This is a genomic window from Fusicatenibacter saccharivorans (assembly GCF_027667425.1).
GTDB lineage: Bacteria > Bacillota > Clostridia > Lachnospirales > Lachnospiraceae > Fusicatenibacter > Fusicatenibacter saccharivorans.
The window spans coordinates 1-10,565 of record NZ_JAQEGR010000033.1 but is presented as its reverse complement, the minus strand read 5'-3'; the positions used below and the strand labels follow the sequence as shown (position 1 = coordinate 10,565).

The 10,565-nt window shown below is 49.7% G+C and carries 14 protein-coding genes and 2 pseudogenes; 2 read left to right on the top strand and 14 right to left on the bottom strand.

Annotated elements, in window-relative coordinates:
• Positions 1–72: 72 nt before the first annotated feature.
• The 3 genes from PGS38_RS17170 to PGS38_RS17160 are packed head-to-tail and all read right to left on the bottom strand — an operon-like array spanning position 73 to position 888.
• Positions 73–369 (bottom strand): DUF3847 domain-containing protein, encoded by a 297-nt coding sequence (locus PGS38_RS17170; protein WP_005927679.1) that lies wholly within the window; start codon positions 367–369, stop codon positions 73–75.
• Positions 362–703, bottom strand: a complete 342-nt coding sequence (locus PGS38_RS17165; protein WP_005927681.1) for a DeoR family transcriptional regulator — start codon at positions 701–703, stop codon at positions 362–364. The genes PGS38_RS17170 and PGS38_RS17165 overlap by 8 nt, the downstream gene beginning before the upstream one ends.
• Positions 700–888, bottom strand: a complete 189-nt coding sequence (locus PGS38_RS17160; protein ID WP_005927683.1) for a hypothetical protein — start codon at positions 886–888, stop codon at positions 700–702. Before PGS38_RS17160 ends, PGS38_RS17165 begins: the two co-directional genes overlap by 4 nt.
• Before the next feature lie 483 nt (positions 889–1,371).
• Here PGS38_RS17160 and PGS38_RS17155 point away from each other — a divergent pair.
• Positions 1,372–2,177 (top strand): annotated as a pseudogene (locus PGS38_RS17155) (helix-turn-helix domain-containing protein).
• A gap of 61 nt (positions 2,178–2,238) precedes the next feature.
• Here PGS38_RS17155 and PGS38_RS17150 read toward each other — a convergent pair.
• The 11 genes and pseudogenes from PGS38_RS17150 to PGS38_RS17105 form a co-directional block, all read right to left on the bottom strand.
• Positions 2,239–3,201 (bottom strand): DUF3658 domain-containing protein, encoded by a 963-nt coding sequence (locus PGS38_RS17150; RefSeq protein ID WP_005927687.1) that lies wholly within the window; start codon positions 3,199–3,201, stop codon positions 2,239–2,241.
• Positions 3,202–3,230: 29 nt separating this feature from the next.
• Positions 3,231–3,608 carry a TnpV protein gene (locus tag PGS38_RS17145; RefSeq protein ID WP_005927690.1) on the bottom strand — a complete coding sequence of 126 codons (378 nt, stop codon included), beginning with the start codon at positions 3,606–3,608 and terminating at the stop codon, positions 3,231–3,233.
• Positions 3,568–3,840, bottom strand: a complete 273-nt coding sequence (locus PGS38_RS17140) for a helix-turn-helix domain-containing protein (RefSeq protein WP_002593556.1) — start codon at positions 3,838–3,840, stop codon at positions 3,568–3,570. The genes PGS38_RS17145 and PGS38_RS17140 overlap by 41 nt, the downstream gene beginning before the upstream one ends.
• A gap of 199 nt (positions 3,841–4,039) precedes the next feature.
• A pseudogene (locus PGS38_RS17940) lies at positions 4,040–4,102 on the bottom strand (Maff2 family mobile element protein); the annotation flags it as partial.
• Positions 4,103–4,123: 21 nt separating this feature from the next.
• Entirely contained in the window at positions 4,124–5,707 is a 1,584-nt protein-coding gene (locus PGS38_RS17135; protein WP_270476444.1) for a recombinase family protein, read from the bottom strand.
• A 138-nt stretch (positions 5,708–5,845) separates the two neighbouring features.
• Complete coding sequence (locus tag PGS38_RS17130) at positions 5,846–6,034, bottom strand: transposon-encoded TnpW family protein (protein WP_002569233.1); 189 nt, start codon at positions 6,032–6,034, stop codon at positions 5,846–5,848.
• A complete protein-coding gene (locus tag PGS38_RS17125; protein WP_098924872.1) occupies positions 6,031–6,888 on the bottom strand; it encodes an ATP-binding protein in 858 nt (285 codons plus the stop codon). Before PGS38_RS17125 ends, PGS38_RS17130 begins: the two co-directional genes overlap by 4 nt.
• On the bottom strand, positions 6,885–7,628 hold the full coding sequence (locus tag PGS38_RS17120) for a phage replisome organizer N-terminal domain-containing protein (protein WP_109215853.1): 744 nt from the start codon (positions 7,626–7,628) through the stop codon (positions 6,885–6,887). Before PGS38_RS17120 ends, PGS38_RS17125 begins: the two co-directional genes overlap by 4 nt.
• Positions 7,618–7,830, bottom strand: a complete 213-nt coding sequence (locus tag PGS38_RS17115) for a hypothetical protein (RefSeq protein ID WP_005927784.1) — start codon at positions 7,828–7,830, stop codon at positions 7,618–7,620. Before PGS38_RS17115 ends, PGS38_RS17120 begins: the two co-directional genes overlap by 11 nt.
• A 184-nt stretch (positions 7,831–8,014) precedes the next feature.
• Positions 8,015–9,637, bottom strand: coding sequence for a relaxase/mobilization nuclease domain-containing protein (locus PGS38_RS17110; RefSeq protein ID WP_270476443.1), 1,623 nt, complete (start codon positions 9,635–9,637; stop codon positions 8,015–8,017).
• Complete coding sequence (locus PGS38_RS17105) at positions 9,609–10,004, bottom strand: plasmid mobilization protein (protein ID WP_002594236.1); 396 nt, start codon at positions 10,002–10,004, stop codon at positions 9,609–9,611. The genes PGS38_RS17110 and PGS38_RS17105 overlap by 29 nt, the downstream gene beginning before the upstream one ends.
• 349 nt (positions 10,005–10,353) lie before the next feature.
• Here PGS38_RS17105 and PGS38_RS17100 point away from each other — a divergent pair, with 349 nt between their 5' ends.
• Positions 10,354–10,479: a hypothetical protein gene (locus tag PGS38_RS17100; protein ID WP_007037420.1), complete on the top strand. Its 126-nt coding sequence runs from the start codon at positions 10,354–10,356 to the stop codon at positions 10,477–10,479.
• Positions 10,480–10,565: the final 86 nt, after the last annotated feature.

The window sequence follows — 10,565 nt, the reverse complement described above, 5'->3', positions numbered from 1 at the left end:
CCTCCGGCGAGGAGCCTTCGGAGAACGCAATGCACCAACCTTTGGGTGGTGTATAATTGCGCCCTTAGTAAACTAAGGGGGTTCCGGCATCTCCCGTTCCAGCAGTTTTTTCAATAGTTCCTGCGTGTCCTGTCTGTGAAAAATGAGTTTCAACAACAGCATGACATCATCATCTGTCAGGCGTTCCGGCTCTTGCAGAAAACTTTCCAGCATACCGCCACGGGTACAGAGCCGGTGCGTCCGTTCCTTTCGGGTAAGCTGTTTCAACTGGTGCTGCAATGCCTTTTCATCATTGATGGCTTTCCGCAGTTTCTTTTCGCTTTTTTCCAACTCCCGATTGAGTTTTTCCAGCTTTGAGGTATCAGGCAAGGGCAGCGTCCTCCTTTCCCGGTATCAGCACATAAATCCGGTTTGGTTCTCCAATGCCCTGACGCACCCGCATGATAAGTCCGGCAGTTTCCAGTTCATTCAGAGAACGCTTGACCGTCATGGAGCTGCGGGACAGGACTGCGGCAATGGCTGTGACAGGGAAGCAGACAAAGAGGATTCCGTTCTCGTCCTCCTGCCCTTTGGAGAGCATAGCGTCCAGCATCCGGCAGTACATGACCTTTGCGGTGCTGCTGACTGGAAATCCTGTCAACGCTCTGGGAAAAGGCATACAGGGCGGCAATGGTGTGTCTATCGTCATAAATTCAAAATTCATTCTGTGTGTTCCTCCTTTTTCTTTGCTCGTTTGGATAAATAACAGGGGCAGTCAATCACAACCGCCCGGAAGCTCTGCTTGCACCCATGCTGGCATTTCCGGCATAATTCGTTGTAAGTGACACGCCCCCGGTCATTGAGGTAAAAGGAAAGCTCATACTTCCTCTTTTTGCTCATTCTCGGCATATTGCGCTTCCTCCCGTTTTAGTGTATGGTTTCGGGGCGATTTTCGGTAAAATTACAGCCATAGAGCCGCTTAAAATCTCCCGAAGTATCAGCGATAGGGTAGACTGTCCCCCTATCAGATTGTTGTGTTTCGGTATCATTTCGGTGTCAGTTCGCCAGTTCTCCCCGGTGTCGTTCCTCCCCTGAATCTCACAGCGGCGTATCGCTCCCTTTGGTACGCTCGTTTTGGTCAGGGTTCCTCCATATCCCTGCCAAAATTCATGGCGCTACATCGCCGGGGAAGCATATCCCACACAGGCTGGTCATTCGATTGGAATAATCCATCGATGAACTACCTGTATCATAGAACATTTTTGTGCCCTGTGCCGTATGTCCACAAAGTAGGAATTAAGGGTAAAAATCAGAAATTTCCACGATTACGGAAAGTGTGATATAATCCAGATAAGCGGCAGCAATGAAACCGTTGGAAAGGAGCGTGTGCCCATGAAAGGAGCAACAAGCATACAGGAACGCCTTTGGGAACTCCGCAAGGACAAAGGCTTAAATCTGGAAGAACTATCAAAACTAACGGGTATTTCTAATCAGCCCTTGGCAGTTATGAAAAAGAAGATTTTAAGGAAATCAATCATGGCAACCTTATCACGCTGGCAGACTTCTATGGGGTTTCCGTCGATTATCTGCTGTGCCGGACAGAGAACAGGGAGCAGATCAACACGCCACTGACGGAGCTGCATTTGAACGATGAAATGGTTGCACTTCTGAAAAGCGGTCGGATCAACAACCGTCTGCTCTGCGAACTTGCCACCCATAAGGACTTTATCAAGTTTCTTGCGGACATTGAGATTTATGTGGATGGGATTGCCACCATGCAGATTCAAAACCTCAACACCCTTGTCGATACTGTCCGACATGAAATCATAGAACGGTATCGCCCTGGCGAAGATGACCCACATTTGAAAGTGCTGCAAGCCGCCCATATCAGTGATGATGAATATTTCAGCCACATGGTTCTGGATGACCTAAACCTGATTATCCGGGATATTCGGGAAACCCATAAAAAGGATAGTGAGAGTGCGCCCCAGACCACTGTTGCCAATGAACTGAAAGAAAATCTGGAAGCGGTCGAAAATTTCAAGGGCAGCCGTTTGGAAAAACTGGCAGTGCTTTACTGCAAGCAGCTCGGTATCAACTATAAAAATCTGTCAGATGAAGAATTTCGCTGGCTTATTCGGATTCTCCAAAAATCAAAGAAAACGGGAACGCCTATCAACCAGAGGAAAAAACGGTAAAGGAAAACCGCTGTTGCATGGTTTGTTGGATTCCATGTAGCAGCGGTTTGTGCTGTGGTTATTACTTCATTCGTTTTCTTAATATTCGGCGATAATTTGTTTCTCCCTTTGGTGCGTCCTGTATAATTTCCAACACACCATCTTCAAGCATTTTATCAATGCGATTGGAAATCCATACATCACTAATTCCAAGTTGATATTTTCCTAAAACATTACCTATGACAATAGCCATTTTGAATTGCTCTGGCTGTTCCGCAATTTCACGAAGAATGAAACTATCATATATATCTTCTGAAACGCTTTGCAATTTACCATTTAACATTGCACGCAAAGGTGCATTTTCATTTTGAAGTTGATTCCATTTCATAGCACAAGCTGAAAGAAATACAGGATTAGCTTTCTCTTGTAGAGTTATATAGTTTCCCCATTCGCCAGGAGAGACCTCGCCCCATGCTATTTTGGATGTCATAGTATTTTCTTTTCCATATTCCCATGTAGGTAACTTAACCAAATAAATTGTTGTCTGGCAGTTTAAGGGTTGAAGTTGTTTCATAAGCCAATACATACCACAAAGCTCATCTGGATTATAGCTATACCAAATGCGAATTTCTTCCCCAGCTACATATCGTTCAATCACTGAGGTCAATGTAGTTTTAATTTTCTGTATTTTTTCTTCAACCTGATAATCTAAATCCTCTACAAAGCAGACAGACAGCATTTTCTTGAAAACATTTTTCCGCTGTTCGCCAATTCCATTATCAGAAATATCTCCCACACTAAGAGCCATATCAAAACAATAAACATCACAGCTCTTGCCTCCCAATGGAATAGCATTCTCCCAAGCAATGCGTTCTTGTTCCTGTGCTTGAAGCTGTGCTTTTTTCATTTCATCTGAAGATGGAACACTCCCGTCTTCATGCCTCATAAATATTGAAACAGCACTTCCTCTATACTTTCCCTTGCCGTAAGTTTGGGCAATTTTCAAACTTCCACAGGCACTTTCACCAAATACAATTTCAATCATCTTATATACCTCCGATTTAATTGCTCCCGTTATGAATAAATCATCTCATGCAAAACAATTTCTTCTGCCCGGTTATGAATGTTATTGCAACGCTGCACCCATTCCATTTGGTGGGTACGCTTCAATTCCTCGGTTACGCCCTCGGCAGTTTTCATCTGCTCCATGATGGTGTCTAACCGTTCCTGTGCCTGTTCGTTCAGGTCTGCAAGATATGTCCACAATTCCCCGGTCAGTATCAATGTATTCAATCTGGCTGGGTGGACTTCCCTTAAATATTCCCGGTGCATCCGTCCGTACTTTCCGATAGGGCGGTGTTCCTCCGGCAGTTTCAAGTCCGGGATGTAATAATCTCCGACAAGGATATAATCAATTCCGTTTTCCGTTATTCTTGGTTTCAATTCGCTCATGTTCCTTACCTCCTGTGGAAGCAGGCTCGTCTGGTACTAACTCAATCACATCGGTAATCTCACAATTCAGCGTTTCGCAGATACGGGCTAATGTGTCCATGCTGATGTGCTTTCCCTCTTTGCTCATGTTGGCAATCATATTTGTTGTCATACCAGCGGCAAGCCTTAAATCCTCTTTTCTCATATCACGCTCTAACAGTGTGTGCCAGAGTGGCTTATAGCTGATGTGCATATTGTTTTCCTGCCTTTCTATCTATACCACCGGGGCGGCTGCCCCGGCAGGAACTTTTCTCTTATTATAGCACCAATCTTGTGAAATCACAATTTATTCTTGTAGCCTGCCGCTGATACCGTCTGGATTGTGCTTTTCCTTTCGTTTTTTGTTCCAACTAATTAGCCATGAACTGCTTCATGCCCTGGCTCTTTGCTCAAGTGAGATAAAGAAGTAAAAGAAGTGTAAAAAATTTTGCCGTTCCTATCCGGCACTTGCGCATTGTGTCGGATAGGTCGGGCGGTTATTCGGGCAAGTCCACCTTGCCAACAAAAGAATAATAAATCTCAATGTCCTGTCTGCGGGTCTTGTTCTCGTCATAGCTGCACTCATGCACAACGATTTTCTCTACAAACTCCCGCAGCAGAGTAGGGGTAAGTTCTTCAAAGCTGGTATGCCGCCGGACAACATTCATAAACTTTTCTGCGTTCACGGTGGCTTCCTGTGCTTTGGAAAGCTCCGCTTGGATAGCGGCGGCTCTTTCTTTCAGCTCCCGTTGTTCTGCTTCATAGTCTGCCGACAGCTCTGTGAAACGCTCGTCTGATATGCGCCCGGTCACGCTGTCCTCATACAGCCGCTTGAAGATAGCGGATAACTCGGCTATGCGTTTCTCGGCGGCTTCCAGTTCCTTTTTCTTGGCGGCGTTCCTGCGCTTGCCCCCGTCCTCGTTCTGCTCAATCAAGAGCTTCATAAACCGGGCTTCATGCTTTGCCGCATAGCTTGTCACTTTCCGCAGATTGGAGAGTACACCAGCGGTCAAGAGGTCGGTGCGGATAAAGTGCGCCGTACAGTCATGGGTGCGCTTCTTGTAGTTGCCGCAGATATAACAGTCCTGCTTGCGCTTGTCCGTCTGGTATCGCTGCTGATACATCACGCTGCCGCAGTCCGCACAGAACAGTATGCCGGAGAACAAACCCACTTCATCATAGCGGTTGGGGCGTTTGCGCTGTTTGCGAAGCTCCTGCACCCGTTCCCATGTTTGGGTGTCTATGATAGGCTCGTGGTGGTTCTCGAAAATCACTTGCTTTTCCAGGGGATTTTCTACACTGTGCTTGACTTTGTAAGAAAGTTTTTCTGTCTTGAAATTTACCAGACAGCCTGTGTATTCCCGGTTTTCAAGGATATGCACTACGGTATTAGTCGCCCACTTGCACTCATAGCCGGGGTGGTAGCGGCGGGTGCTGCCCGTCCTGCGGTATTCCAGCGTCCCCGGCGTGGGGATTTGCTGCTCTGTGAGCATACGGGCTATCTTAGTCGGACCATTCCCAGCAAGGCAGAGGTTGTATATCTGCTTGACTACGGGTGCAGCTTCCTCGTCAATAATAAAATTTTCGTCCTCGTCCATGAGGTAGCCATACACAGGCTTGCTTGTGATGGGCTTGCCACTCATACCTTTTGAGCGTTTTACTGCTTTGATTTTCTTGCTCGTATCTCTCACCAGCCATTCGTTAAATATATTCCGCAACGGGGCAAAGTCATTGTCGCCCTGTGCGCTGTCCACTCCGTCATTGATAGCGATGAAGCGGACACCTTTCTGTGGGAAAATCATTTCTGTGTACATTCCCACTTGCAGGTAGTTTCGCCCTAACCTCGACATATCCTTTACGATAACTGTCCCGACTTTTCCGGCTTCAATGTCCGCAAGCATGGCTTGAAAACCGGGTCTTTGAAAGTTCGCACCAGAATAACCGTCGTCCGTGTACCAGCGCAGATTGGAAAAGCCGTTCTGCTTTGCATAGGTTTCAAGGATACGCTTCTGATTGGAAATGGAATTGCTCTCGCCTTGCAGCTCGTCCTCATGGGAAAGTCTTGGGTAAAGGGCGGTAATTGGTTGTTGGTTGGCCTGTCATAACATAAAATCCTCCGTTTCCGACAGCCAGCCCCACTATTCCGTACCTTGATTGTACCACATGGGGCGGCTGTCTGTATAGCGGCAAAAGCGTCAAATCTGCTTCTTTATGGTCGGTCAAATCGCCGTTTTTTGTGTAGCAGCTTCCGCTTCCAGCACTTTCATCATCTTGTCGGCTGCGGTGTCGGTTGCGCCCTGCTTGAAGAAGCCGGAAACGGTAAGGACGGAGTTGCCCATGCGGATTTCCGTTACACAGTCCGGGCGGCGGTCTGTTTTGGTGGTGCTTGTCTGTTTCGTTTCTGTCATAGGCTCTCCTTTCGCTGCTTCATCAGCTGCTTTAAGCGTTCCAGCTTTTCCTGTGCGGTTTCCTTTCGGAAGTTGCTGCCCGTGAAGCGGACAGGGGCGCACATGGAAGTCAGCCTGTCATAGATACGGGCGTGGGGTGTGTCCTGCGGGTGCTGCAATTCCTCCAGCGTGAGGTTGGTCGTGGCGATCAGCGGCTTGCCGCTTCGGTAACGGCTGTCAATCACGCTGTAAACCTGTTCCAGCCCGTATTCTGTCCCTCGCTCCATACCGAAATCATCAAGTATCAGCAGGGGGTAGCTGCAAAGGCGGGAAATATATTCGTTCCTGCCCTCAAAGCTGGCAGCAAGGTCATTGAGTATCGTTGCAAAGTTTGTCATGCGAACGGCAACCTCTTTTTCCATAAGGGCGTTGGCGATACAGGCGGCAAGGTAGCTTTTTCCTGTCCCCACGCCTCCCCAAAACAGGTAGCCGATATTTTCAGCCTGCATGGTTTCCCAGCTCTCCACATAAAAGCGGGCGGTTTCGGTCTGTGGGTTTCTGCCGTTGTCATGCTCAAATGTCCAGTTCCGCATAGCGGGGTCGGCAAAGCCCCGGCGTTTCAAGTCCTCCACTGTTTCAAGGTGCTTCTGTCGGCTTTCGGCGGCTTGCTGCTTTTCACGGGCTGCCCGCTGGCAGTCGCAGTCTGTTGGGTGTCGGTCATGCCCTAACCATTGGGCGGTTTCTTTTGAAAAGTAGGCTTCTTTGGGCGTATGGCACTTGCCGCAGTATAAAAGCCCGTCCTCGCCTGTGTAGTCCTCCGCTTCGGCGGTAGTGGTTGTAATATCCGTAATCATAGCTTCAATCTCGTTTTTCATAAGCTCTCGCCCTCCTTACATGAATAATCGGGTATGCCCTGTTTCGGGGCAGCCTTGCCTTTGGCAGCGTCCTCCTGCGCCCACTTGTAAATGGTGGCTGCATGGCTCTGGTACTGCTTCCCGGTGGAAGCGATATGGCAGGAAAGCCGGTCAATATAATACTCCCACTTGTCGGGCAGCTCTGTTTTCAGCCCGGAAAGCTCTGTATCGGTCAGTATCACATTGTTGTATCTGCCATAAGCGGCGGGGGCGGGGTGTCCCGTTTCTCCCTCTCTCTCTTTTTCTATCTCTTTCTCTAACTCTATCTCTATCTCTGGTGGACGAATGTCGGACAAATGTCCGCCTTTTGTCCGGGGCGGTAAAAGTGCCTTGTTTTCCAGCCTTGCAGCCCGTTTTCTCTCGGCTTCGGTAGAGGACTGTCCTATCATCAGCTCAATATCGGTCATATAAAAAGCCCCGCTGTCAAGCTGCTCCACAAGCCCCAACTGCCGGAAAATCTCTAAAGCCCTTTCAACCGTCCCTATCTGGTGGCGGGTCAGTGTCGCTATCATCTGCGCTGTGTAGGGGATATGCTCGTCAAGCTGCAACTTCCCGCCGTTTTTCAGAGATTTTAAGTACAGCTTCAAGAGGATATTGGAATATAAAATCCCGTCTTTCATATCTTCCAGCAGCACAATGGAGTCGCTGTCAAAAAAATTCTCTTTCAGCTTGAGGTAGTAATACTTGCGGTTATCTGCCATTGTCCCTGTCCTCCTTTTTCCGGCGTTTGGAGTAGTAGCGGGGGCAAAGTATGATAACCGCCCGGAAGCTCTGCTTACAGCTATGGGTACAGCCCCGGCAGAGGTCGTTGTATGTGATACGGTCGCAGGTGGTATTCCCGACTTTTACTTGCCGCAGGAAAAAAGACCATTCCAGCCGCCGTTTCTTGCTCATTCTTGGCATGGGTGCGCTCCTTTCTGCCGTTTCCGCTGGTGTGGCGGTATCGACGGTAATTCTGTATCATCTCGGTATCATTTTCGGGGTTTTTCTGCCCTGTAAGCCCGTTAAAAAATCCTTTGGTATTGCGGGTAGAGTACGGGGCAGCCCCCTTGTTCTGTATGGGTTCGGGTACATTTTGGGGTGGTTTTTATCGTTCCTGTTCCTGCCTTTTCACAGGCTTGCGCTCCCGGCGTAAAATCTGGTCGATATTGCCCTTGACAGTCTGTAAGCGGCGGTATTCCTCCCGTTTTGCCCGGTAATCGTTGTAGCCGCTGTTTTTCTCTTTGATAAGGGCTTCAATCTCTGCTTGCAGGGCTTTATAGCTCGGCAGCTTGGAAATGCCGTTCTCCTTGAAATAACGGGCGGCTGCGTCTGCTATGATAAAGTCGCTTTCGTGCTTCTGTCGGTAGGCTGCTTTTGCTTTGGCGTTTTTCTGCTGTTTCAGCCCGTCCCGGACAGGGCGGGTCTTGGAATAGGCAAGCCCCTGCCGTTGCAGCTCCTTTTTCCCGTTCAGCGTCTTTTCCACCTGCTTCAGCTCTGTAAGGCTTTCCTGCATGGCGGCATAAGCGGCAGAACAGGCTTCGTCCAGTTCCTCCGGGGAAGAAAAGCCGTACTGTTGATAGGCGGTAACAGTAGCTGCCATTTGCTTTAGGTTGTGCTTTGCCGCCCAGCGGTCATAGCCCACGCCCTTGCCCTCGGCTCGCTTGGCTTCCCGGTCAACCATGCGCTGCAAGGTGTTGTCTGCCGGGGTGGTTTTTGCGGCTTTTTCCTCCCGCAAGCGTCCCTTTTGGGTGTGGGGGTATTCGGGTATGGCTTTGGTCTGTTCGGCGGCTCTGTGGGCGTTCTGCGTGAGCAGGGCAAGGACAGCAGCCTTGTCAAAATCGTCCCCCAGCTTCCGGGCTGTGATAGGCTTTGTCCTGTCCGGCGTGAGGTAGGAAAGCCGCCCCCGGCTCTCCTTGACAGTTACGCCCTCCCGCAGCAAAAGGGAAGAAAACTCGTCAAAGCTGCCAGCTTGGGAAAGTGCCTGCCGTATCGTCCGGCGCAGCTTCGCCTTGTCCGTTTCAAACTTGGTGGGCTTGGTCGGCTGTCCTGCGGCTTCTCTGACAGCGTTCTCTTTATCAAGGGCAAGCTGCCCTTTCTTTGCCGCCCAGTATTCCCGTTCCGTTATCCGTTCCTTGCTGCCGTTCAAGAGGTCGATTTGGTAAAGCCCCTCCCGGTGGCACATCTCCATGACTTCACTCTTGAAATATTCCATAGCGGCGTTGGTGCAGCGGTGCTTGCAGCCCGCCCGTGTGTCGGCTGGTCTGTCCATGTAGGGCAGAAGCGGGACTTCGTAAATCCGCAGGGAGTTGATGACGATATGCACATGGATATTCCCGCTGTGGTTATGCCCGTCCGGGTGGGTGCAGATTAGGGCTTGGTGTCCGGGGAAATGCTCCTTGCAGAACTGCTCGCCCAGCTCCTGCGCCCGGTCTACGGTCAAGCCGTTGTCTGTCCCGTCCCGTGGGTCAAAGCTGATGATATAGTGGTGGCTTTTCACATCTTCCCGTTTTTGGTTTTTCTCATAGCGGAGATTGGCTCGCATACAGGCAACAGCGAAATCCTCGCCCCCGCAGTTGAGGGAAGAAATGCGGTAATCCTCCCTCGGTATCAGCCGCCCGTTTTCATCAAGGGTGGCTTTCATGGTAAACTCGTCATGCTCAAATGTGAGATAGGCTTCCGCTGCGCCATAGTCGGCGTTTTTAGAGCTGATATGTTTGAATGTTGCCAACAGCGTCACCCACTTTCTGCAAGACTTCAAACTTTAGGGCAGCAAGGTCGGAAACCGCCGCCCGTACCTCCCCGGCAAGCTGCGGATAGGGACTGTGCCACTCGTTCAGCGTCCGGGCTATCTGGTTTAAGTTGCCGCCGATCCTCCCGTATTCGGCGGTCAGCTTCCCGACAGCGGCAAGCAGCTCGTCATTGATGGGGGAAACGGTTATGATGGGGCGTATGGCTGCCCCGGTTATGGCTTGCCGGATAAACTCGGCTTGGCTCATGTGGTAAGCAGAAAGCCGCTGGGCAAACTCGGCGTATTCTTCCTCGGTCATGCGTGTTTTGACTACCCGGCTGCGGTGCGGCGTGTTGTATCGTTTCATAGGTGGTTGACCTCCTTTCTGTGCGTGGTGTCCTCTCACTAATAGGAGAAAAACAGGGTGTGAAGCGGAACTGTTTTTGAAAAATCCGAAAAATATTTTGAGGGGTTTTTCAGCGGCGCAAGCCGCATAAGCAGGGTTTGGGGAAGGCACTCCCCAACAAGATTCCCGCAGGGGCAAAATGAGCGATAAGCGAATTTTGGCACCTCGGTAGAATCTTGCTCTAAGAAACTGCCGGCCTGCCGTTCACTTGCTACTGCCACTTTTTCAGAAAATCTATAACCAGCTTTTTTTATAAAAGGCTGCGGGCTGGCGTTTTTCCCTTACTCCCTACAAACCACAAAAGAGCAGAATGGACGGACTTTCCGGCAAGAACTTTTCCGGCGGCTCGGTCTTTCCCGACAATAAGGCGTTTCGGAAGCTGCGTTTTGCCCGCTGTCTGAAAAAAATGGCAGCCTTTTTTGGTTTCACTGTCTAATACGGAACTTTTGGAAATTTGCCAAAAATGGACGCAAAAAAAGCAGCAAATCTTTTTCGGATTTACTGCTTCATGTGCCGCTGCGG

What these genes read in the sequence shown, in the direction of transcription:
- PGS38_RS17165 (WP_005927681.1), bottom strand. Translation starts at nt 703, where the DNA reads ATGAATTTTGAATTTATGACGATAGACACACCATTGCCGCCCTGTATG.
- PGS38_RS17160 (WP_005927683.1), bottom strand. Translation starts at nt 888, where the DNA reads ATGCCGAGAATGAGCAAAAAGAGGAAGTATGAGCTTTCCTTTTACCTC.
- PGS38_RS17150 (WP_005927687.1), bottom strand. Translation starts at nt 3,201, where the DNA reads ATGATTGAAATTGTATTTGGTGAAAGTGCCTGTGGAAGTTTGAAAATT.
- PGS38_RS17145 (WP_005927690.1), bottom strand. Translation starts at nt 3,608, where the DNA reads ATGAGCGAATTGAAACCAAGAATAACGGAAAACGGAATTGATTATATC.
- PGS38_RS17140 (WP_002593556.1), bottom strand. Translation starts at nt 3,840, where the DNA reads ATGCACATCAGCTATAAGCCACTCTGGCACACACTGTTAGAGCGTGAT.
- PGS38_RS17130 (WP_002569233.1), bottom strand. Translation starts at nt 6,034, where the DNA reads ATGACAGAAACGAAACAGACAAGCACCACCAAAACAGACCGCCGCCCG.
- PGS38_RS17125 (WP_098924872.1), bottom strand. Translation starts at nt 6,888, where the DNA reads ATGAAAAACGAGATTGAAGCTATGATTACGGATATTACAACCACTACC.
- PGS38_RS17120 (WP_109215853.1), bottom strand. Translation starts at nt 7,628, where the DNA reads ATGGCAGATAACCGCAAGTATTACTACCTCAAGCTGAAAGAGAATTTT.
- PGS38_RS17115 (WP_005927784.1), bottom strand. Translation starts at nt 7,830, where the DNA reads ATGCCAAGAATGAGCAAGAAACGGCGGCTGGAATGGTCTTTTTTCCTG.
- PGS38_RS17105 (WP_002594236.1), bottom strand. Translation starts at nt 10,004, where the DNA reads ATGAAACGATACAACACGCCGCACCGCAGCCGGGTAGTCAAAACACGC.
- PGS38_RS17100 (WP_007037420.1), top strand. Translation starts at nt 10,354, where the DNA reads ATGGACGGACTTTCCGGCAAGAACTTTTCCGGCGGCTCGGTCTTTCCC.